The organism is Paraburkholderia sp. Ac-20340, from assembly GCF_017104965.1.
Classification (GTDB): domain Bacteria; phylum Pseudomonadota; class Gammaproteobacteria; order Burkholderiales; family Burkholderiaceae; genus Paraburkholderia.
Window position 1 is genome coordinate 335,797 of sequence record NZ_JAAGPR010000003.1, and the last position, 22,239, is coordinate 358,035.

General features: G+C 62.6%; 17 protein-coding genes and 8 tRNA genes. 5 read left to right on the top strand and 20 right to left on the bottom strand.

Annotated features, from left to right (window positions below):
- Window positions 1-86 precede the first annotated feature (86 nt).
- Window positions 87-863, top strand: coding sequence for a haloacid dehalogenase type II (locus tag G3N59_RS06690; protein WP_205981771.1), 777 nt, complete (start codon window positions 87-89; stop codon window positions 861-863).
- A gap of 71 nt (window positions 864-934) precedes the next feature.
- Window positions 935-2,527, top strand: a complete 1,593-nt coding sequence (gene aceB, locus G3N59_RS06695) for a malate synthase A (protein ID WP_205981772.1) — start codon at window positions 935-937, stop codon at window positions 2,525-2,527.
- 110 nt (window positions 2,528-2,637) lie between these two features.
- Here aceB and G3N59_RS06700 read toward each other — a convergent pair whose 3' ends face one another.
- Window positions 2,638-3,039 carry a gamma-glutamylcyclotransferase gene (locus tag G3N59_RS06700; protein ID WP_205981773.1) on the bottom strand — a complete coding sequence of 134 codons (402 nt, stop codon included), beginning with the start codon at window positions 3,037-3,039 and terminating at the stop codon, window positions 2,638-2,640.
- 212 nt (window positions 3,040-3,251) lie between these two features.
- Between G3N59_RS06700 and G3N59_RS06705 the strand changes: the two genes are divergently transcribed.
- Window positions 3,252-4,151 (top strand): helix-turn-helix transcriptional regulator, encoded by a 900-nt coding sequence (locus G3N59_RS06705; RefSeq protein WP_205981774.1) that lies wholly within the window; start codon window positions 3,252-3,254, stop codon window positions 4,149-4,151.
- Window positions 4,152-4,194: 43 nt separating this feature from the next.
- On the opposite strand, the gene G3N59_RS06710 is transcribed toward G3N59_RS06705, so the two are convergent.
- The 9 genes from G3N59_RS06710 to gltX form a co-directional block, all read right to left on the bottom strand.
- The gene (locus tag G3N59_RS06710; RefSeq protein ID WP_205981775.1) at window positions 4,195-4,659 is read right to left on the bottom strand and encodes a GNAT family N-acetyltransferase; all 465 of its coding nucleotides are present in this window, start codon (window positions 4,657-4,659) and stop codon (window positions 4,195-4,197) included.
- A gap of 164 nt (window positions 4,660-4,823) precedes the next feature.
- Window positions 4,824-4,900, bottom strand: a tRNA-Asp gene (locus tag G3N59_RS06715).
- Between the two features lie 77 nt (window positions 4,901-4,977).
- Window positions 4,978-5,053, bottom strand: a tRNA-Glu gene (locus G3N59_RS06720).
- 78 nt (window positions 5,054-5,131) lie between these two features.
- Window positions 5,132-5,208 (bottom strand) — tRNA-Asp (locus G3N59_RS06725).
- 82 nt (window positions 5,209-5,290) lie between these two features.
- Window positions 5,291-5,366, bottom strand: a tRNA-Glu gene (locus G3N59_RS06730).
- Between the two features lie 75 nt (window positions 5,367-5,441).
- Window positions 5,442-5,518, bottom strand: a tRNA-Asp gene (locus G3N59_RS06735).
- 72 nt (window positions 5,519-5,590) lie between these two features.
- Window positions 5,591-5,666: transfer RNA gene (locus tag G3N59_RS06740), tRNA-Glu, on the bottom strand.
- 55 nt (window positions 5,667-5,721) lie between these two features.
- A tRNA-Ala gene (locus G3N59_RS06745) sits at window positions 5,722-5,797 on the bottom strand.
- 225 nt (window positions 5,798-6,022) lie between these two features.
- Complete coding sequence (gene gltX, locus G3N59_RS06750) at window positions 6,023-7,444, bottom strand: glutamate--tRNA ligase (RefSeq protein WP_205981776.1); 1,422 nt, start codon at window positions 7,442-7,444, stop codon at window positions 6,023-6,025.
- A 546-nt stretch (window positions 7,445-7,990) separates the two neighbouring features.
- On the opposite strand from gltX, the gene G3N59_RS06755 reads away from it, so the two are divergent.
- On the top strand, window positions 7,991-8,953 hold the full coding sequence (locus G3N59_RS06755; RefSeq protein WP_205981901.1) for a patatin-like phospholipase family protein: 963 nt from the start codon (window positions 7,991-7,993) through the stop codon (window positions 8,951-8,953).
- Between the two features lie 111 nt (window positions 8,954-9,064).
- Here G3N59_RS06755 and G3N59_RS06760 read toward each other — a convergent pair whose 3' ends face one another.
- From G3N59_RS06760 to G3N59_RS06780, 5 genes are all read right to left on the bottom strand, one after another.
- A complete protein-coding gene (locus G3N59_RS06760; protein WP_205981777.1) occupies window positions 9,065-9,778 on the bottom strand; it encodes a C40 family peptidase in 714 nt (237 codons plus the stop codon).
- Between the two features lie 160 nt (window positions 9,779-9,938).
- Window positions 9,939-11,558, bottom strand: a complete 1,620-nt coding sequence (locus G3N59_RS06765) for a dipeptide ABC transporter ATP-binding protein (protein ID WP_205981778.1) — start codon at window positions 11,556-11,558, stop codon at window positions 9,939-9,941.
- Window positions 11,555-12,661, bottom strand: a complete 1,107-nt coding sequence (locus tag G3N59_RS06770; protein ID WP_205981779.1) for an ABC transporter permease — start codon at window positions 12,659-12,661, stop codon at window positions 11,555-11,557. Before G3N59_RS06770 ends, G3N59_RS06765 begins: the two co-directional genes overlap by 4 nt.
- Before the next feature lies 1 nt (window position 12,662).
- Entirely contained in the window at window positions 12,663-13,700 is a 1,038-nt protein-coding gene (locus G3N59_RS06775; RefSeq protein WP_205981780.1) for an ABC transporter permease subunit, read from the bottom strand.
- A 25-nt stretch (window positions 13,701-13,725) separates the two neighbouring features.
- On the bottom strand, window positions 13,726-15,558 hold the full coding sequence (locus G3N59_RS06780; protein ID WP_241023224.1) for an extracellular solute-binding protein: 1,833 nt from the start codon (window positions 15,556-15,558) through the stop codon (window positions 13,726-13,728).
- Between the two features lie 220 nt (window positions 15,559-15,778).
- Between G3N59_RS06780 and fabI the strand changes: the two genes are divergently transcribed.
- Window positions 15,779-16,570: an enoyl-ACP reductase FabI gene (fabI, locus tag G3N59_RS06785; protein WP_205981782.1), complete on the top strand. Its 792-nt coding sequence runs from the start codon at window positions 15,779-15,781 to the stop codon at window positions 16,568-16,570.
- Window positions 16,571-16,663: 93 nt separating this feature from the next.
- On the opposite strand, the gene G3N59_RS06790 is transcribed toward fabI, so the two are convergent.
- The 5 genes from G3N59_RS06790 to G3N59_RS06810 form a co-directional block, all read right to left on the bottom strand.
- Window positions 16,664-17,011, bottom strand: coding sequence for a hypothetical protein (locus tag G3N59_RS06790; protein ID WP_205981783.1), 348 nt, complete (start codon window positions 17,009-17,011; stop codon window positions 16,664-16,666).
- A gap of 654 nt (window positions 17,012-17,665) precedes the next feature.
- Window positions 17,666-17,759, bottom strand: a tRNA-Ser gene (locus G3N59_RS06795).
- A gap of 184 nt (window positions 17,760-17,943) precedes the next feature.
- Window positions 17,944-19,194, bottom strand: a complete 1,251-nt coding sequence (locus G3N59_RS06800; RefSeq protein WP_205981784.1) for an aspartate kinase — start codon at window positions 19,192-19,194, stop codon at window positions 17,944-17,946.
- Between the two features lie 476 nt (window positions 19,195-19,670).
- The gene (gene tilS, locus G3N59_RS06805) at window positions 19,671-21,101 is read right to left on the bottom strand and encodes a tRNA lysidine(34) synthetase TilS (protein WP_205981785.1); all 1,431 of its coding nucleotides are present in this window, start codon (window positions 21,099-21,101) and stop codon (window positions 19,671-19,673) included.
- Between the two features lie 47 nt (window positions 21,102-21,148).
- The gene (locus tag G3N59_RS06810) at window positions 21,149-22,120 is read right to left on the bottom strand and encodes an acetyl-CoA carboxylase carboxyltransferase subunit alpha (protein ID WP_205981786.1); all 972 of its coding nucleotides are present in this window, start codon (window positions 22,118-22,120) and stop codon (window positions 21,149-21,151) included.
- Window positions 22,121-22,239 lie beyond the last annotated feature (119 nt).

Here is a 22,239-nt window from a genome sequence, read left to right on the forward strand (position 1 = left end):
TAAAAGATCAAGTGATCAATCCCGACTTTTTCCACCATTGCACTCATGAATACAATGCTCCTCGACCTCTGATGGAGTGCACGGCTATGTCGGCCACAACGACAATCCACTATCCCAAGGCTGTGATCTTCGACGCGTACGGCACGCTTTTCGACGTGCATTCGGTCGTCGCGGCCGCCGAGCAGATGTTCCCCGCTCACGGCGAGGCACTGTCGCAGCTCTGGCGTCTCAAGCAGATCGAGTACACGCAATTGCGCACGCTGTCGGACCCGGCGGGCGCGCGTTACAAGCCGTTCTGGGACATCACGCTCGACGCGCTGCGCTACGCCGCGCGCCGTCTGAACCTGCCGCTCACAGGCGCGGGCGAAAAGCGGCTGATGGACGAATACGCCTGCCTCTCGGCTTTCCCTGACGTGCTGCCAGCGCTGCGACGCCTGCGCGAACCGCGCGAAGACGGCACACGCCTCGGTCTGGCGATCCTGTCGAACGGCAATCCGCAGATGCTCGACATTGCCGTGAAGAGCGCGGGCATGAACGGCCTGTTCGATCACGTGCTGTCGGTGGATGCGGTGCGCGCCTACAAACCAGCTGCCGCAGCCTACGCAATGGGCACGGCCGCGTTCGACTGCGCGCCGCGCGACATCGTCTTTGTTTCGTCGAATGGCTGGGACGCCGCGGGCGCCGGCTGGTTCGGCTACACCACTTTCTGGATCAACCGCCAGCGACTGCCCGCCGAAGAACTCGGCGTGCCGCCGCACGGCACCGGCGGCGGCATGGCGGAGCTTTCCACCTTTATCGCCGCCATTCTCGACACCGCAGCGACCGCCGAACGAAGCCGCCCCCGCCCCAGCCCGGGCGCATGACGACCGCGTTCAGCCAGCACGGTAATAACAACACCCAAGCAATTACATCTGACCGACCAAGGAGTTAGCAAATGGCGAACACGTTGCAACTGCCGCAAGGCATGCAGATCACGGCCGAGATTCAACCCGGCTTCGAACAGATCCTCACGCCCGAGGCACTCGAACTCGTCGCGAAGCTGCACCGCGCATTCGAGCCGCGTCGGCAGGAATTGCTGAAGGCGCGCGTCGAACGTACGAAGCGCCTCGATGCGGGCGAGCGTCCCGATTTCCTCGCAGAAACGAAGTCGATCCGTGAAGGCGACTGGAAGATCGCAGCGCTGCCGAAGGATCTCGAATGCCGCCGTGTGGAAATCACCGGCCCGGTCGAGCGCAAGATGATCATCAACGCGCTGAACTCGGGCGCGGATTCCTACATGACCGACTTCGAGGATTCGAACGCGCCGAACTGGGACAACCAGATCACCGGCCAGATCAACCTCAAGGACGCGGTGCGCCGCACGATCTCGCTGGAACAGAACGGCAAGTCGTATCAGCTCAACGACAAGATCGCCACACTGATCGTGCGCCCGCGCGGCTGGCATCTCGACGAAAAGCACGTGACGGTCGACGGCCAGCGCGTCTCCGGCGGCATCTTCGACTTCGCGCTGTTCCTGTTCCACAACGCGAAGGAACTGATCGCGCGCGGCAGCGGCCCCTACTTCTATCTGCCGAAGATGGAAAGCCATCTCGAAGCGCGTCTGTGGAACGACATCTTCGTGGCGGCGCAGGAAGGCGTGGGCATCCCGCGCGGCACGATCCGCGCGACGGTGCTGGTCGAGACGATTCTCGCCGCGTTCGAGATGGACGAAATCCTCTATGAACTGCGCGAACACAGCTCGGGCCTGAACGCCGGCCGCTGGGACTACATCTTCTCGGCGATCAAGAAGTTCAAGAACGACCAGGACTTCTGCCTCGCCGACCGTTCGCAGATCACCATGAACGTGCCGTTCATGCGCGCCTACGCGCTCGAACTGCTCAAGACCTGCCACAAGCGCAACGCGCCGGCGATCGGCGGCATGAGCGCGCTGATCCCAATCAAGAACGATCCGGCAGCGAACGACAAGGCCATGGGCGGCGTGCGTTCGGACAAGGCGCGCGATGCGGGCGACGGTTACGACGGCGGCTGGGTCGCGCACCCGGGTCTCGTGCCCATCGCGATGGAAGAGTTCGTGAAGGTGCTCGGCGACAAGCCGAACCAGATCGGCAAGCAGCGTCCCGACGTGAACGTCACGGGCGCGGACCTGATGGACTTCCGCCCGGAAGCGCCGATCACCGAAGCGGGCTTGCGCAACAACATCAACGTCGGCATTCACTACCTGGGTTCGTGGCTCGCGGGCAATGGCTGCGTGCCGATCCACAACCTGATGGAAGACGCCGCAACGGCTGAAATCTCGCGCTCGCAGGTGTGGCAGTGGATTCGCTCACCCAAGGGCAAGCTCGAAGACGGCCGCAAGGTCACGGCCGGATTCGTGCGCGAACTGATTGCGCAGGAACTGGACAAGGTGAAGGCATCGGTGGGCGGCGACACGCAGCCGTACGACCGCGCCGCGCAGATCTTCGAAGAGATGTCGACTTCGGAAAACTTCGTCGAATTCCTGACGCTGCCGCTGTACGAAGAGATCTGAATGCAGGTCGCTTGATCCTTCGCCTGAAACCTCGAGGCGATGAAAAAGGCCCGGCGGATGCGAGTCCGCCGGGCCTTTTCGTTACTACCTGGATATTTTGCGTCGTGCGTTTAGCGTGCGAGCCGATGCGCGATCCAGTCGCCGCCTTGAATCTGCGTCAGGCCTTCGACCGCTTTTTGCGTGACCGGATAGAACAGGCAGTCGATCTGCGCGCCTTCGACTTCGACGCTCACCTCGCGGGCGAGGAACAGGCCTTCGACGCCCGGATACACCTCTTCGATTTCGTCGAGCACGGGCACGAGCGCTTCGTCGATTTCATAGACATCGCCGAGCACCGCTGACTCGGACGCCTCGGCGACCATGCCGGGATAACGCCCGAAGTCGAACAACCGCCCCGCCACCGTCGTCTGGCCGACCAGACGCGGCTGGCTGATCGCATTGCGCGCAGCGGCGTGATTGATGTCGTTGATCTCGCCCGCGCGCAGCGTGCCATAGACGAATACGTATTTCATGCGGTGTGTTCCTTCGAGTTTCGCTGACGTCCTTAACGTCACAGATGTCACGGATGTCACGGATGTCCCAGAGCTGGGTTCGGCGCGCGGCCCAAAAAACGATCGGCTGAATTATGCGCTTGTCATCATCGCTGTGGGCGCATTCTCACTGCGGTGTCCGCGAGATACGACACCCGCCTAAAATGATGCCGACAGAATCACCCGGACTCACCATGCTTACGCCGCCGTCCCACACTGCTCCCCACACTGCGCAAGATACGTTGCCGCCCGCCGAACTCGCCGATATTCCGCCCGAGTTCGAACCGTCCGGCGAGCATCCTTTCCGTGTTCGCTCGCGGCCGATGGCGGCCGGTGTGCGGATCGCGCGTCACACGCACGCCTGGGCGCAACTGGCCTACGCGTCGCGCGGCGTGTTGCGGATGGCGACGCCCGGAACGACGTGGATGGTGCCGCCGTCGCGCGCCATCTGGGTGCCGCCTCATGTTACGCACGAGGTCTCCATCGTCGAAGATGCGTTTTTGCGCACGCTTTACGTCGATGCCTCGGTGATTCCGCCCGGGCTCGACGCTTGCCGGGTCGTGGAAGTCTCCGGGCTGCTGCGCGAAGCCATTGCCGCTTTCGACGAGCGCGCGCTCGGTCTTGCGCGCGAAAGGTTGCTGGGCACGGTTGCGCTCGACGAGATCACGCGCTCCGCGCCTTTGCCGCTCGCCGTGCCGATGCCCGAAGAAAAGCGCCTGCGGTCGCTCTGCGAAGCCTTGATCGCCGATCCCGCGGGCCCCGGTTCGCTCGAACACTGGGCCGCGCAGGTGGGTGCGAGCACGCGCACGATCGCGCGGCTGTTTCGTCAGGAACTGGGGGTGAGCTTTTCGCAATGGCGTCAGCAGGCGATTCTCGCGCGCGCGATCCCGCTGCTCAATCAGGGCAAGCCGATGTCGGTGGTGGCGCAGGAATTGGGCTATCAAAGCCAGAGCGCGTTTTCCGCGATGTTCCGGCGAGCCTTTGGTGAGAGTCCGCGTGCCTTCATTGCGCGTGGCACCGGCGAGCGCGAACCGGATCAGCGCGAAGAAGAACTGACCAACGACGCGCCGATGTCAGCGCCTCGTGACGCCTGAATTACGCCCCTTGGGTCACGACGCCTGATTCAAGACACGTGAATCAGACCAGCCGCGTCATGTGCCGGATCGAACCCAGCCGCGCCAGACGCGGCCCCGCGACCCGATACCCCATGCGCAGATACAGCCGCGCAGCCGGGTTATCGACGAAAACGCGCAATTGCAGTTCGCGCAGACCGCGTTCGCGCGCCCAGCGATGCGAGATATCGAGCAGGAAGGTCCCCGCTCCGTTGCCGCGATAGCCTTCAGCGATCTGCACATCGCGAATGTGCAGCGAATCGTTCTCCTGCGTCACGCGCAGCACGCCGATCGCGTCGCCATCGAGTTCGAGAATGAAATTTTCCGATTCGCGGTAGCTGGCGAGAAAAAGATCGCCGCGCCAGATCAGATGATGCCGCTGATAGTAGCCACCCATGTTGCGCCGCGTGAGCGCCTCGGCGAACTCGAAATCGTCCATGGTGGCGTGACGCAGCTGGAAGCGCGACGGGATGTCGTTCGGTGCGAACATGGCAGGCAAGGCGGCAATCGCGAAAAATCAGAGTTTCGACAACGCTACGATAACGCGCCGGCTCAGGCAATGGCCGTTTGTCCGTACGGAAGCGGAAAAGACAGACGAGGAAGGCGGAAGAGAAATAGAAAAAGCCCGCTGGTTTGACCCAGCGGGCTTTAATCTGGCGGAGCGGACGGGACTCGAACCCGCGACCCCCGGCGTGACAGGCCGGTATTCTAACCAACTGAACTACCGCTCCAGCTTGCTGCATCACCGACGGGCGTTGGTTAGACCCGCTGGCGGCGTCGCCTTGACTGCTTTGGCGCCACTTGAATTTGGCGTCCCCTAGGGGATTCGAACCCCTGTACTCACCGTGAAAGGGTGATGTCCTAGGCCTCTAGACGAAGGGGACAACACAGGCTTACGCCTTGAACTACATGCTACCCGAAGTTTTCGCACAACTTCCGCGAAGTTTCTGGCAGCAATCAACTGGCGGAGCGGACGGGACTCGAACCCGCGACCCCCGGCGTGACAGGCCGGTATTCTAACCAACTGAACTACCGCTCCAGTACTGCTTGACCACTACACCTGCGAGACTGACCGCACCCGCTGGCTGCGTCGCCTTGACTACTTTGGCGCCACTTGAATTTGGCGTCCCCTAGGGGATTCGAACCCCTGTACTCACCGTGAAAGGGTGATGTCCTAGGCCTCTAGACGAAGGGGACAACACAGGCTTACGCCTTAAACTTATACAGCTACAACTAAAAAGCCCACTCACGCTTTCTGAGCGGGCTTCTATCTGGCGGAGCGGACGGGACTCGAACCCGCGACCCCCGGCGTGACAGGCCGGTATTCTAACCAACTGAACTACCGCTCCAACTTCGACACAACAGATGAGAGTCACTTTCCTCACCTGCCGCACCGTCAACCTCGTTGACGACGCCATGTCTGGCGTCCCCTAGGGGATTCGAACCCCTGTACTCACCGTGAAAGGGTGATGTCCTAGGCCTCTAGACGAAGGGGACATGATCTTTGCAGATAATGCCTTGCTACACTTTACTGCTAAACACACTGTTTTGTTGGTGGAGGTAAGCGGGATCGAACCGCTGACCTCTTGCATGCCATGCAAGCGCTCTCCCAGCTGAGCTATACCCCCTTGCAAAACAGAAGCGAAATTTTAAACTGCATTTTTTCGCTTGTCAAGCACTTTCGAATCATTTTTTTACTACGCTTTGAAGTTTTGGCGAAACTTCGTTGCTTGATTCGAGGTACTTTTCGCAAGATCTGCTGCTTTTCTTGCGTTCCCCGTTCAGAGGAGACCGAATACTACAGGACTTCTTGCCCCGGCGCTAGTGCCAGAGCAAGAAAAACTTCAATTTTTTTACACAGCCGCAGAAATACCCTTTTCGATGCGGCTCAGCACCACGTCACGGCCAAACAATTCGAGCACCGCGTCGATCGCCGGGGTGTGCGTCGTGCCTGCCACGAAGAGGCGCACCGGCATCGCCAGTTGCGGCATCTTGAGCTTGTGCGTGGCGAGCGTCGCCTTGAATGCAGCCGAGATCTCCGCCTTCTCCCACTGCGCGCCCTTGAGCGCCGCGAGCAGATCGGCCAGTGCCGGACGCACGGCGTCCGTGACGTGCTGCGTAAGCGCTTCGGCTTCCGGCTGCGGCTCGCGATAGAACATCGTTGCGCTTTCGGCCACTTCCTTGATCGTATTGGCGCGATCCTTGAAGAGCGCGACCACGCCTTCGAGCGGCGCGCCCTGCGCCAGCGCGGCGGCGTCCACACCCAGTTCGGCGAGGAACGGTCGGGTCAGCCCGGCCAGACGCGCGTTATCGACGCTCTTCAGGTAGTGGTTGTTGAGCCAGTTCAGCTTGTTGTGGTCGTACTGGGCCGGCGACTTGCCGAGGTGATCCAGATCGAACCAGTCGACGAACTGCTCGCAGGTGAACACTTCCGCATCGCCATGCGACCAGCCCAGACGCGCCAGATAGTTCAGCACCGCTTCCGGCAGATAGCCGGCGTCGCGGTAACCCATCACGCTCATCGCGCCGTGGCGCTTGCTCATCTTCTCGCCCTGCTCGTTCAGCACGGTCGGCAGGTGGGCGTAGACCGGTGGCTCGCCGCCGAGCGCGCGCAGGATGTTGATCTGGCGCGGCGTGTTGTTGACGTGGTCGTCGCCACGGATCACGTGCGTGATCTTCATGTCGAGGTCGTCCACCACCACGCAGAAGTTGTACGTGGGCGTGCCGTCCGGGCGCGCGATCACGAGGTCGTCGAGTTCTTCGTTCGAGATTTCGACGCGGCCCTTCACGGCGTCATCCCATGCCACCACGCCCGTCAGCGGGTTGCGAAAGCGCAGCACGGGCTGCACGCCTGCGGGCGGCGTCGGCAGCACCTTGCCCGGTTCCGGGCGCCACGTGCCGTCGTAGCGCGGCTTTTCGCCGGCTTCACGCTGACGTTCGCGCAGTGCGTCGAGCTCTTCGGTCGACATGTAGCACGGGTACACGAGGCCCTGCTGCTCCATCTGCGCGAGCACTTCGCGATAACGGTCCATGCGCTGCATCTGGTAGAACGGGCCTTCGTCGAAATCGAGGCCGAGCCAGGCCATGCCTTCGATGATCGCGTCCACGGCTTCGGTGGACGAACGCTCGACGTCGGTGTCCTCGATCCGCAGCACGAAAATGCCTTTGTTGTGGCGCGCGAAGGCCCACGGATAAAGCGCGGAGCGGATGTTGCCGAGGTGGATGAAGCCGGTCGGGCTCGGCGCGAAACGGGTACGGACGGGAGTCGTGGTCATGGGCGAATACTCGAGGACGATGCCGCCTCGCGGCCGGTACGCGCCGCTTCACAGCGAAGGAAGCGGACCGATCCGGCCGGCGGTGGACGGCGAAGGTTCGCGGCGCAGGCCGCTGCAGTGGCAATTCAACGAGCGGCATCGGCTCGCTGGTCTGCACGGCGCGGCGCCGAAGGCGAACGAAAAAACCGGGAAAATTAGAGACAGGATTATACCCGCCGCACGGCGGATCGACCGTCCCTGGGCAAGGGGGGCAAATGACTGGCCGATTCAGGCGGCGTTCCAGCCGTTTACCGGTCTCCAGGAACACAAAATCGCACTATTTATGCGCGTCACATCGCGTTACATGCACAAGACGTGCAGGCTTCGCGCTTTGCCTTATGATGTCGGCGCGCCGGCCCCTCGCCGGCTGGAATCGGTCCGCCCACGCGGGCCGCCAGAACAAATGCGGCGCGCATCACACGCTCAGCCTGCCTACGCGCCGCCTGGAGAAATTGCTTGAAGCCCAGTTCGAAGCCCGCCTTGCGGTCCCCCGCCTCGCAATCCGATTTGCAGAACGATTCCGGGTCATCCGCCGCCGCACCCTCGACCTTCTCGCTGCGCCGCCGCCACTTTTCGCTCGCGGCTGCGTCCAGCGTGCTCGCGGCCTGCACGACCGGCGCGCAATCGCCCGAGAACAAGCCGCAGGTCGCCCCGCCGCCGGTCGCACGCACGCAGCGCCCGATCCGCGTGGGTCTCGCACTGGGCGGCGGCGCGGCGCGCGGATTCGCGCATATCGGCGTGATCAAGGCGCTGGAGGCGCGCAACATCCAGGTCGATCTGGTGACGGGAACAAGCGCGGGTTCGGTGGTCGCCGCGCTCTACGCCTCGGGCATGAACGGTTTCGCGCTCAACAAACTCGCGCTGACGATGGACGAAGCCTCGATCAGCGACTGGGCCATGCCGTTCCGCACGCGTGGCATCCTGCAGGGCGTAGCACTGCAGAACTTCCTCAACACGACTCTTCACGACCGCCCGATCGAGAAGATGAACAAGCCGCTGGGCGTTGTCTCCACCGATCTGCAGTCGGGCCAGCCGATCCTGTTCCAGCGCGGCAACACCGGCATCGCGGTGCGCGCGTCGTGCAGCATTCCGTCGATTTTCGAACCGGTAAAGATTGGCGGCCATGAATACGTCGACGGCGGTCTGGTCAGCCCGGTCCCGGCTTCGTTCGCGAAGAAAATGGGCGCGGATTTCGTGATCGCGGTGGATATTTCGTCGCGCCCGGAATCGGCTTCGACGCTCAGCCAGTTCGACGTGCTGATGCAGACGTTCACGATCATGGGCCAGTCGATCAAGACCTACGAGCTCGACAAATACGCCGACGTCGTGATCCGCCCGAGTCTGAACGCCATGTCGAGCAGCGACTTCACGCAGCGCAACGCGGCGATTCTCGCGGGCGAAGAAGCCGGTGCGCGCGCGGCGGCGGAAATCGAGCGCAAGCTGGCTGCCGCACGTAGCGCGCAAGCCTGAGCATTTTCGGCGCGCCAGACGCAAAAAAGCCTGCTTCGATGAAGCAGGCTTTTTTATGCGCCGGATCGTTAGGCCGATTCCCTCAGCCAGATCCCGCCTTGAAGACCGCGATCAGTTGCCGCCGGTCGTATCGAACTGCGCGCTTACGCGTTGCTTGAGGCTTTGCTGCTGGTCCGGCGTGAACGAGGTCTCGATACGGCGAGCGCCCGTGAAACGCTTTTCCCAGTAGCCGTCGTCCAGATCGTCGACGCGGATCGTGCTGCCGGTGGACGGCGAGTGCACGAACTTGTTGTCGCCGATGTAGATGCCCACGTGCGAGAACGTGCGGCGCATCGTGTTGAAGAACACGAGGTCGCCCGGCTTCAGGTTGCTCATGCTCACCTTTTCGCCGACACGGCTCATTTCCTCGGCACGGCGCGGCAGGTTCATGCCGAGCGTATCCTGGAACACGTAGCGCACGAAGCCGCTGCAATCGAGGCCCGAATCCGGCGTGTTGCCGCCCCAGCGGTAACGCACGCCAATCATATTCAGGGCGCCAACGACAACGTCGCCTGCCTTGCCAGCCATGCCGGACAGGAAAGCGCGTGCGCCGCCGCCATCGGACGGAGCCGGAGCGGATTGCGTGCTCGACGGTGCGTTCTGGATAGCGGTTTGCGCTTGCGGGAGCGACTGCGAATTCGCCTGGTTAGCCGGGGCGAATGAGACATTCTGGTTAAAGCTGCTAGCTTCGTCGGCAAACGCGCCGTTAGCTGCGGCCATCAGTACGCCGATGAACATGCCGGCGACGACTCGCGTGCAAGCCTGGGTCAGGTATCGGTGCTGCATGGGTCGGTAGAAATTGCCCGTAAATCAGGGAGTTAGAAGAAAAGTTTGGACGATACTAGCCAGATAGTATTTGTGTGTCAAAACAAATAGAAAAATACAATCGCGACGCGCACCTCATTGGTGAATTTCACCAAAAATCCCTCTAAAGTTCCTCGAAGGTTCAACGGTCGAAGGCGGCTTTCAGCAACTTTCGCGTGTAAGGATGCGTGGGGTCGTCAAAGATTTTTGTTACATCTCCGGCTTCGACGATGGCGCCGTTCTGCATGACGGCAACACGGTGCGCCATTGCCCCGATCACGGCCAGGTCGTGGCTGATAAACACGTAGCCCAGGTTGTACTTGCGTTGCAGATCCGTCAACAATCGCAAAACCTGCTGCTGGATCGACACGTCGAGCGCGCTGGTCGGTTCGTCGAGCACGATCACGCGCGGCTCCAGCACCAGCGTGCGCGCGATGGCAATGCGCTGGCGCTGGCCGCCGGAAAATTCGTGCGGATAACGTTGCAGCGCCGTGCGGTCGAGACCCACTTCACGCAGCACCGCAACAATGCGCTTGCGCCTTTCGTCGGCGGACAGGTCGGGCCGATGTAGCCCGAGCCCCTCCCCTACGATGCGCTCGATGGTCTGACGCGGCGAAAGCGAACTGAACGGGTCCTGAAAGACCACCTGCAGATGGGCGCGCAGACCCAGCTTGTCGCGGCCCTGATAACTCGCGAGCGCGCGCCCCTGGAAGTCCACAGCGCCGCCCGCGGTTCGTTGCAGACCCAACAAGGCCATCGCCAGTGTCGATTTGCCCGACCCCGATTCACCGACGATACCCAGCGTCTCGCCCTGGCGCACCGAAATGCTCGCGTCGTTGACCGCGCGAAAACGGCCACGCGTCCACCAGCCCTTGAAGCCCGGCAGCTTCGTCGCGAAATCGACGCTCACGTCTTTCGCTTCGAGCAGCACGGGCGCGATCGGCAACACCGGCAGCACGTTGCGCTCGGGGCGGCTGGCGATCAGCCGCTGCGTGTACGGGTGCTGCGGCGCCTCGAAAATCTGCTCGACCGTGCCGGTCTCCACCAGCCGGCCCTTCTCCATCACGGCCACGCGCTGCGCGAAGCGGCGCACGAGGTTCAGATCGTGCGTGATCAGCAGCACGGACATGCCGCGCCGCGCGGCTTCCTCGCGCTGCAGTTCGAGCAACAGATCGACGATCTGGCCGCGTATCGTCACGTCGAGCGCCGTGGTGGGCTCGTCCGCCAGCAACAGGCGCGGACGGCACGCCAGCGCCATCGCGATCATCACGCGCTGCCGCTGCCCGCCCGAAAGCTGATGCGGATAGCTGAAAATGCGCCGGCGCGGCTCGGGAATTCCGGTGCGCTCCAGCAACCCGACCGCCTGCTCGTAGGCCGCCTTTTTCGTCACGCCGTCGTGCAGCACGATGGTTTCGGCAATCTGCTCGCCGATCGTGTACAGCGGATTGAGCGCCGTCATCGGCTCCTGGAAGATCATGGCGATGTCGTTGCCGCGCAGGCCGCGCATCGCGCGCTCGCTTTTCGCGAGCAGATCGTCGCCGTCCAGGCGAATCGCGCCTTCGATGCGCGCATCGCTCAAAAGGCGCAGGATCGCCAGCGCCGTCACGGTCTTGCCGGAACCCGATTCGCCCACCAGCGCCACGCGCTCCCCACGGCCAATCGCCAGCGCGATATCGTCGACGGCAAGCGTGTCGCCAAAGCGCACGCTCAAATGTTCGATCGACAGCAGCGGCGCGTCGATCGTTTCAGGCAACGCGCTCATTGATTGCCTCCGGCTTTCATGGCGTCGGAGATGCGCGTGTCGAGCGCGTTGCGCAGCGCATCGCCCATGAAGGTCAGCAGCAGCAGCGTGACGACCAGCACGCCGAACGTCGACATCGAAATCCACCAGGCATCCAGATTGCCCTTGCCCTGCGCGAGCAGTTCGCCAAGGCTCGGCGTGGGCGGCGGCACGCCCAGCCCCAGAAAATCGAGGCTCGTGAGCGCGAGAATCGATCCGCTCATGCGAAACGGCAGGAACGTGATGACGGGCGTGAGACTGTTCGGCAGCACGTGACGCCAGATGATCTGCCAGTTCGACAGCCCCATCGCGCGCGCGGCGATCACATAGTCCTGATTGCGATTGCGCAGAAATTCGGCGCGCACGTAATCGGACAAGCCGATCCAGCCGAACAGCGACAGCAGCACGATCAGCAAAATGAAACCCGGCTCGAAAATCGACGCGAAAATGATCAGCAGATACAGCTCCGGCAACGCGCTCCATATTTCGATCAGGCGCTGCCCGACGATATCGATGCGCCCGCCGAAGTAACCCTGAAACGCGCCCGCCAGCACACCGAGGAAGGTGCCGATCGCCGTGAGCACGAGGCCGAATTCCACCGACACCTTGAAGCCGTACAGCAGCCGCGCAAACAGATCGCGCCCGCTCGCATCGGTGCCGAGCCAGTTCTGGCGCGACGGCGGCGCGGGGTTCGGCACCTTCGAGAAATAGTTGAGCGTGTCGTAGTAATACGGATTCGGCGGATAGAGCGCGAAGTTGCCGGGCGCGTCGAAGCGATGGCGGATATACGGATCGAGATAATCGGCGGGCGTGGGGAAATCGCCGCCGAAGGCCGTTTCCGGATAATCCTTGAAAAGCGGGAAATACAGATGGCCTTCGTAGCGCACGACGATCGGCTTGTCGTTGCACCAGAGCGGGCCGGCCAGACTCGCCGCAAACGCGACGATAAAAATAATCAGGCTCCAGTAGCCCAGCCGTTGCTGCTTGAAGCGCAGCCAGACGCGCCGCGCGGGCGTGGGCGATTTGAAGGCGCGCACGCTTTCGGTACGCAGGTCGGGTTCGGCGCCGGTGCGGACTCGGTTCAACTCAGCGCTCCAGTTGTTCGAATTGGATGCGGGGATCGACCCACACATAGCAAAGATCGGAAATCAGCTTGGTCAGCAGGCCGATCAGCGTAAACAGATACAGCGTGCCCAGCACGACCGGATAGTCGCGCCGCACCACCGACTCGTACGACAGCAGACCCAGGCCATCGAGCGAAAACAACGTTTCGATCAGCAGACTGCCCGTAAAGAACGCGCCGATAAACGCCGCCGGAAAACCCACCACGAGCGGCAGCAAGGCATTGCGGAACACGTGTTTCCAGAGCACCGTGCGCTCGGACAAACCCTTCGCGCGCGCGGTCAGCACGTACTGGCGGCGAATCTCTTCGAGGAAGGCGTTCTTGGTGAGCATCGTCGTCACGGCGAAACTGCCGACGACCGAAGCCGTCACCGGCAGCGCGATGTGCCAGAGGTAATCGAGGATCTTGCCGCCGAGCGAAAGCGTGTCCCAGTCGTCGGAAGTGAGATTGCGCAGCGGGAACAGTTGCAGGAAAGTGCCGCCGCCGAACAGCACGAGCAGCAGCACGCCCAGCACAAAGCCCGGAATCGCGTAGCCGATCAGCACGACCAGACTCGTGACGAGATCGAAGCGCGAGCCGTTGCGCACCGCCTTGGCGATCCCCAACGGCACCGATATCAGATAGGTCAGAAAGAAGGTCCACAAGCCGATGCTGATCGACACCGGCAGCTTCGACACCACCAGCGACCACACGCTCTGATGATGGAAATAGCTCTGCCCGAGATCGAAGCGCGCGAAGCGGCCGAGCATCAGGAAATAGCGTTGCAGCGGCGGTTTATCGAAACCATAGAGCTGCTTGAGTTGCGCGATCTGTTGCGCGTCCACGCCCGAATGCGCGCGCATGCCGAACGGCATGCCCTGCTCCGCGCCGCGGCGCAGATCGCGCACCGCCTGTTCGACGGGTCCGCCCGGCACGAACTGGATCACGGCGAAAGTCAGCGTAAGTACGCCGAGCAGCGTCGGGATCATCAGCAGCAGGCGTTTGACGATGTAGCTCCACATGATTCTGTGCTCGCTTCGAAGATGATCAGTGCTGCGCCGGCTGTGGCGATGGCTGTGCTGGCTTGCGCCACCACGTCGAGATGATCCAGTCGACCGCGCCATAGTACAGCGGCAACGTCGCCGGATACGCGAGCGTGTTTTTATAGGCCACCCGATGCGTCGCGCTGTACCACTGCGGCACCACATAGTAGCCGTGCATCAGCACCCGGTCGAGCGCGTGCGTGGCGTCGAGCAACTGCTCGCGGGTCTGCGCCTGCATCAACGCCTTGATGATCGCGTCCACGGCAGGCGACTTCAGCCCGATCAGATTGCCCGAGCCCGACTCGCCCGCGGCCTTGCTGCCGAAGCGGTCGAGCTGCTCCGCGCCGGGCACCTGCACGTCGGGAAATTTGATGGTGGTGAGATCGAAGTCGAAGTCGTCGAGGCGCTTCTGGTACAACGCGAAATCCACCGACCGATAGTTCACGCGGATACCCAGACGCGCCAGTGCCTGCGTGTACTGCGCCATGATCGGCGCCCATTGCGCGGAGGCGGCCGTATCGTCGAGCACTTCGATCACGAACGGCTCGCCTTTGGCGTTACGCAGCGCGCCGTCGCGATAAGTCCAGCCCGCATCGGCCAGCAGCGCGCGCGCCTTGAGCAGATTCGCGCGCAGCGACCCCGGCGCATTCGTATCCGGCTGCGCAGGCGGCGGCCCGAACACGGCCGGGTCCAGTTGCTTGCGCAACGGTTCGAGCAGCGCCATCTCGCCTGGCGAAGGCGTGCCTTTGGCCTGCAGATCGGTATTCACAAACCAGCTATCGATCCGCCGATACTGGCTATAGAACAGCATGCGATTGAGCCACTGGAAATCGAGCGCGAGGTCGAGCGCCTGGCGCACACGCACGTCCTGCAACTGCGGCTTGCGCAGGTTGATGACGTAGCCCTGCATGCCGGTGCCGTTATGTTGTGGAAACTCGTGCTTCACCAGTTCGCCGCTATCGAACTTCTTGCCGATATCGCGCCGCACCCAGTTGCGTGCGACGTATTCGACCAGCGCGTCGTATTCGCCTGCCTTGAACGCTTCGAGCCGCGCGACATCATCGGAATAGAGCTTGTAGACGATGCGTTCGAAGTTATTCTGGCCCACGCGCACGGGCAGATCCTTGCCCCAGTAGTTCGCATCGCGCTTATAGGTGATCGTGCGGCCGTTCGAATAACGGTCGATCACATACGGTCCGCTGCCGATCGGCTCCTCGAACGCGAGTTGATCGAACGCGATACGCGTGCCGTCCGCTCGCAGTCCCCACTTGTGCGAAAACACCGGCAGGCCGCCCGCGATCAGCGGCAACTCGCGATTGTTGGTGCGAAACTCGAAGCGGATCGTAGCCGGATCGACCACCACGGCGCGCACGATATCGCTGTAGTAAGCCTGCATCGACGGCGCGGCCTGGCGGCTCTTGAGCGTGTCGAGCGAGAACTTCACGTCGGCGGCGGTAACGGCATCGCCATTCGAAAAGCGCGCGCGCGGATTGATATGGAACGTGACCGAAAGACGATCGGGCGCGACGTCGATATCGTCGGCAAGCAGGCCGTAGGCGGACGCCACTTCGTCCATGCTGCCGGTCGTCAGGCTCTCGAACAGCATGCCGATGCCCGGCGCGACATTGCCACGCAAGGTGAAGGGATTGAACTTGTCGAAGCTCGTCGAGCGGTCCGGATTCGCGAGTACCAGCGTGCCGCCTTTGGGCGCGTCCGGGTTCACGTAATCGAAGTGCTTGAAATCGGCCGGGTATTTCGGCTCGCCGTATTGCGCGATCGCGTAGACCGCGTGCGCGGCGGGCATCGTGATCCAGCACAGCGCACACGCCGCGCTCATGGCGAGCAGCGCCCGCTGGACCGACGCTGCGCGCCGCCACCAGGCAGGACTCGTTGCTCGTTGCGCCGCCTGCGCTGTCCTGCCTCGCGTTCCTGTCGTCATAGATCGGTGGGTGTCCGGGGTGCCAGGTCTAGTGTGAGAGAATTTTACCCAAACCGCGCGGCTGCGCCCTACCCGGCGCGCGATGTCCCGAATGTATCGTTTCCGATCAGGAGCAATCATGGGCTTTCTCGCTGGCAAACGTATCCTGCTGACCGGCCTGTTGTCGAACCGGTCAATCGCCTATGGCATCGCGCAGGCTTGCAGGCGCGAAGGCGCGGAACTGGCGTTCACGTATGTGGGCGAGCGCTTCAAGGAGCGCATCACGGAATTCGCGCGAGAGTTCGACAGCGATCTGATTTTCCCTTGCGACGTCGCCGACGATGCCCAGATCGACGCGCTGTTTGCCGATCTCAAACAGCATTGGGACACGCTCGACGGCCTGGTGCATTCGATCGGCTTCGCGCCACGCGAAGCGATTGCCGGCGACTTTCTCGAAGGCATGACGCGCGAGAACTTTCGCATCGCGCACGATATCTCCGCTTATAGCTTCCCCGCACTCGCCAAAGCCGCGCAGCCAATGCTCGCGAATAACGCCGCGCTGCTCACGCTCACCTACCTCGGTGCGGAGCGCGCGATTCCGAACTACAACACGATGGGGCTCGCCAAAGCCTCGCTCGAAGCGAGCGTGCGTTATCTCGCGGTCTCGCTGGGCGCGCAAGGCGTGCGCGTGAACGGCATTTCGGCCGGCCCGATCAAGACGCTTGCCGCCAGCGGGATCAAGAGCTTCGGGAAGATTCTCGATTTCGTCGAACACAATGCGCCGTTGCAACGCAATGTGACGATCGAACAGGTCGGCAATACAGCCGCATTCCTGCTTTCCGATCTTGCAGGCGGCGTGACGGCCGAGATCGTGCACGTCGATGCGGGCTTCAACGCCGTGGTGGGCGGCATGGCGCATCTGGGCGAATAGCAGAAAGAAGCAAAACCGAATTCGTTGCACACGCAACGGCATCGGAAAACAAAAAAGCCGCTTTGAAAAGCGGCTTTTTCAATTCTGATCGGCTTAGCGCCAATGTCCCGGCGGCGGGCCACCGTGATCCCAACCATGGCCACGGCCCGGGCCGTAACCACCGCCGTGATGGCGATACCAGTCGTCACGGCCCCAGTAGCGGCGGCCATCCCAGTAACGGTCGCCGTGCCAGCCGATCACGACTGCGGGCGCGGCATACACCGGCGCAGGCTGATAAACGACGGGCGGCGGAGGCGGCGGAGCATAGACCGGCTGCGGAGCGACATAAACCGGGGCCGGAATACCGATGTTGACACCGACGCTCACGCCAGCGAAGGCCGCGCTCGACGCACCGATAGCCAAGCCCCCGAGCAGCATTGCAACAACACGAGCGAACTTCATGGACTCACCTTTTGGGGTTGATGTTTTGTTGAAGCCAATATAGCGCAGGCTCCCCAGCCCGCGTATTTCAACTTTGTAATAACTGATGCACAAAAGCACGATGCATTCGCCTGGGTAACGTCTCGTTACATCGGGTCGACGCATCGCTGGATGGCTTGTCCAGAAACCGCTTTTGTTGCCCTCTTGTTGCGGCTCAATTGCCCAATCGGGCGCGCATGCCATCTCTCAAAGCAAGCGTTTGCGCACTGCACCCACGGCGTTTTCAAGACGGCGACCGGGAGAATAGCATCGCTCGCGCATCGAACGTGAGCAGGTCCGCAGATGTGACGCCGATGAGATGCAAAGACGCAACCGAAGCCTACGGCAGCATGCGATATGCCTGCCGAACCGCTTACAAGCGACCTTCCTGGATATTTCGCCTGCTCATCCGCGCGTGAAGCGTCCCGCACCGCTTCAATTCGGATTCCGAACCATCTTGATCGACGATAGTAAAACGTCTGCACGCGTGGCTCGGCGCTCGTCAGTTCGAAGAAGGAGAAAGTCCCGCAGTCCTACAGAAGCGCAGAATCTGCATCGCGAAAACCGCAGGAAATGGACGCGGAAAAAGAAAAACCCCGCAAGCCGAGACTTGCGGGGTTTCCACCGCCATTTTACTGGCGGAGACGGAGGGATTCGAACCCTCGATCCAGGTTTTGGCCCAGATGCTCCCTTAGCAGGGGAGTGCCTTCGACCTCTCGGCCACGTCTCCCGAAAACTACGTTGGCGCCAGGGAGGCAGCGCAACGAAGCCAAGATAATAGCGGGTTAAAGCCGATCGGTCAATTCATTAGACGCTTTTTTTGCTAACTTTTTTTAGCGAGTGCGTCGAGCAGTTCAAAACCCCTCTCGCACAGCGTCCAGAATGACCTGGCCGGCCGTCACGCCGCCGTTACATCAAGCCTGTTCGAGCTCGAATGCCTTATGCAGCGCGCGCACGGCGAGCTCCATATACTTCTCGTCGATCAAGACCGAGATCTTGATTTCCGACGTCGAGATCATCTGGATGTTGATGCCCTCCTCCGACAGCGTGCGGAACATCTTGCTCGCCACACCAACGTGCGAACGCATGCCCACGCCAACCACCGACACCTTCGAGACCTTCGCGTCGCCGAGCACCTTCTCCGCGCTCACGTGACCCTGCACGGTGTTCGTGAGCACGTCGACTGCGCGCTGGTAGTCGCCGCGCGGCACCGTGAACGTGAAGTCGGTCTTGCCGTCCACGCTCTGGTTCTGGATGATCATGTCGACGTCGATGTTCGCGTCCGCCACCGGGCCGAGGATCTGATACGCGATGCCGGGCTTGTCGGGCACGCCGGCCACGATGATGCGGGCCTCGTCGCGCTGGAACGCGATACCCGAGATGACTGCTTTTTCCATGGTCTCGTCTTCTTCAAAAGTGATCAGGGTGCCCGACTTCATTTCCGCGTCGAGGTCCATCATCGGGTCGGTCAGGCTGGAGAGCACACGCGTCTTCACCTGATACTTGCCCGCGAATTCGACCGAGCGGATCTGCAGCACCTTCGAGCCGAGGCTGGCCATTTCCAGCATCTCTTCGAAAGTGATGCGGTCGAGGCGCCGTGCGTCGTCCACCACGCGCGGGTCGGTCGTGTACACGCCGTCCACGTCGGTGTAGATCAGACATTCGTCGGCCTTGAGTGCAGCCGCCACCGCGACCGCCGAGGTATCCGAGCCGCCACGGCCGAGCGTGGTGATGTGGCCTTCGGGGTCGATGCCCTGGAAGCCCGTGATCACGACCACCTTGCCGGCGTCGAGATCGGCCAGCACGCGTTCGCCGTCGATGTCGTTGATGCGCGCTTTCGTGAAGGCGCTATCCGTTTTGACGGGCACTTGCCAGCCGGTGTAGCTGATGGCGTCCACGCCCGCATCCTGCAGCGCGATCGAGAGCAGACCGACGCTCACCTGTTCGCCGGTCGACGCAATCATGTCGAGCTCGCGCGGATTCGGCTGCGGCGAAAGTTCTTTCGCGAGACCGAGCAGACGATTGGTTTCGCCGGACATCGCCGAGGGCACGACGACCATCTTGTGGCCGGCCTTGTGCCATTTGGCAACGCGCTTGGCAACGTTCTTGATGCGCTCCACCGAGCCCATCGAGGTGCCGCCGTATTTGTGTACGATGAGTGCCATTGTCGTTCTGAACTGGAGATGTTACCGCGCTGGCGCACCGAAGACGGTGCTGCCGGAGAGACGGTGAGGCCGTGGAAGACCAGGGAACCGGACCGCGGCAGCGGCTTGGCGCGTGCAGCACACGCGGAATTTGCCCCGGAAGCACGAAGCCACGCTGGTTCGCGTTCCGCCCGCACACCGCTACGACGTCCTTGCAATCGTCGGATACCGCTCGAAGGAAAAATCGCGCCTTCAGGGAAGTGCGCCGCTTTTGACGGCGTCCGTGAACGCGAAAAAGCGGGCTGGACAAACAACTAACCCTACCCGATCGAGGTCAAAATTACAAGACGAAATTGGCCGACGGGAAGCCAAAAAGGCTTGTGCGGCAAGGATTTGCGGCGTTCCACCAACAGCGCCGCGCGAGCCTTGCGCGACATCGGCAGGATTTGCCGATCATGCCGCGCGGCGGCGCTCCAGACTTCGCACGCCGAATCCGCTCAGGCGATCTGCAGATCTTCGCGCCATTCGATGCGGCGCCACGTCTGCGGTCGCGCTGCGCCCGCTTCGCCAAACGCCGACCGGTTCACGCCGATGCGGGGCACGAACAGCAACGTGTCGCCGCTATAGAGCAGCGGCACATCGCGCTCCCACGCAGGCACGCCGCGCGACTGGAACAGGTTCTTGAGTGTCCGACTCAGGTTCGCGGCTTCGTCGCGCAGACGCTCGCCGCCTTCGCGCTCACGCGCCACCAGCGGCGCGCGCTGGAGCACGGCTGCGGGCACTGCGTCCGGGTCGTTTTCGTCGGCGGCCGCAAACACATAAGTGCCGCGCCAATGCGGCAGACGCCAGATTTCTTCGCCACGCCAGTTCAGTTGCACGGGTTCGCGTCTAGCGCCCTCGCCTGCGCCCGGCACAGAAGCCGACGCTGCACGCGCTTCGTCCCAAAACACCTCGCCGCGATAGCAACGCAGCGTACGACCCGCGTGATCGACTCTTAGCGCGTGGTCTTCGCCTTCGCGGGCAATGGCGCGCAACTGACGCAACACATCGGCGAGACGCGCGGTGGAAGCGGCGGGCAATCCCAGGCTACGCATCCAGTAACGCAGCAGATTGAGCGCGCGCGTATCGTCGAGCGCGATGAGCGCGGCATGGGACAACGCTTCGGGATGATCGGTGCGCGCGGCCTCAAGATCGATGCGGGCGAGTTCGTCGAGCAGACCTTGCGCCGATGCCGCATGCGCGGCCGTGCGCGCCAGCGCCTCGCGAAAACCCGGGAAATGCGCGGAGAGCGCCGGCATCACGTCATGCCGCAATGCGTTGCGCGCGTAGCGCGTATCGGCGTTCGATTCGTCTTCGATCCAGCGCAGATCGTACGTGTGCGCATAGCGCTCAAGTTGCGCGCGCAACAAACCCAGCAACGGCCGCACGCGCGGCACGCCGCCCGCGACCGATCGCACCGGCGCCATCGCGGCGAGTCCCGCCAGGCCTGCGCCACGCAGCAATTGCAACAGCACGGTTTCGGCCTGATCGTCGGCGTGCTGGGCAAGCCAGAGCGATTGCGCGTCGTGCGCGGCGCACATCGCGTCGAGCGCACGATAACGCGCATCGCGCGCAGCCGCTTCCACACCTGCGGGATCGTCGTGCGCCACGCTCACGCAGCGCGCGTCGAAGCTCACGCCATAGGCCAGCGCCGTGGCTTTGCAGTGCGCAAGCCAGGCATCGGCGTTCGGACTCAGGCCGTGATGCACGTGAAGCGCAACGAGCCGCGCCGCGCCGACAGCGCGCACCGCCGCATCGAGCAGCACCGAAGAATCGAGGCCGCCGCTATACGCAATGGCGATACGCGCATCGTCGGGCAGCGCAGAAAGCACAACGCCGAGCGCATCGCGAAGGATGCGCCCGGCGCTGGAATCGGAATGGGCAGTCACGTGTTGACGGCGCTCGCGCGCCGGCTGCAGTGATGACGTCGTGCGCCTTACGCGCCCGGCGTCGTTTCCTTGTACTTGCCGTAAGCCATCAGGCGCTCGAAACGACGCTCCTTGAGTTCGGCAATGCTCATGCCCTGGAACTGGCGCAGCGAGTCGGACAGCGCGCGGCGCAGCAGCGCGGCCATACCCTTCGGATCGCGATGCGCGCCGCCGAGCGGCTCGTTGACGATCTTGTCGATCAGGTTCAGCGCCTTCAGGCGGTGAGCCGTGAGGCCCAGCGCTTCGGCTGCGTCCGGCGCCTTCGCGGCGCTCTTCCACAGAATCGACGCGCAGCCTTCCGGCGAGATCACCGAATAGGTCGAGAACTGCAGCATCATGACCGTGTCGGCGACGGCGATCGCAAGCGCACCGCCCGAACCGCCTTCACCGATGATCGTGGTGATGATCGGCGTCTTCAGCTCGGCCATCACGTAAAGATTGTGGCCGATCGCTTCCGACTGGCCGCGCTCTTCCGCGCCGATGCCCGGGTACGCGCCCGGCGTGTCGACGAACGTGAAGATCGGCAGGCCGAACTTCTCGGCCAGACGCATCAGGCGTTCGGCCTTGCGATAGCCTTCCGGACGCGGCATGCCGAAGTTACGCGCAGCGCGCTCCTTCGTGTCACGGCCCTTCTGGTGGCCGATGATCATGCACGGCTGGCCATTGAAGCGCGCGAGGCCGCCCACGACCGAGAGGTCGTCGGCGAACGAACGGTCGCCATGGAGTTCGTGAAAATCGGTGAACAGCTCGTTCACGTAGTCGAGCGTGTACGGGCGTTGCGGATGACGCGCGATCTGCGAAACCTGCCACGGGCTCAGGTTTGCGTAGAGGTCCTTCGTGAGCTGCTGGCTCTTCTTCGACAGGCGATCGATCTCTTCCGAAATATCGACGGCCGAGTCGTCCTGAACGAAGCGCAGTTCTTCGATCTTCGCTTCGAGTTCAGCGATCGGCTGTTCGAAATCCAGAAACGTGGTTTTCATGTGTTGGAATCCTTGCACTTTGCGGCAGCGCGTATTCTACCCGCGCCAGCCGACGTCGAAATCGGAGCGGAACTATCGACTTCTTGTAACGATAGGAAAATTCTGAGGAAACAGTAAGC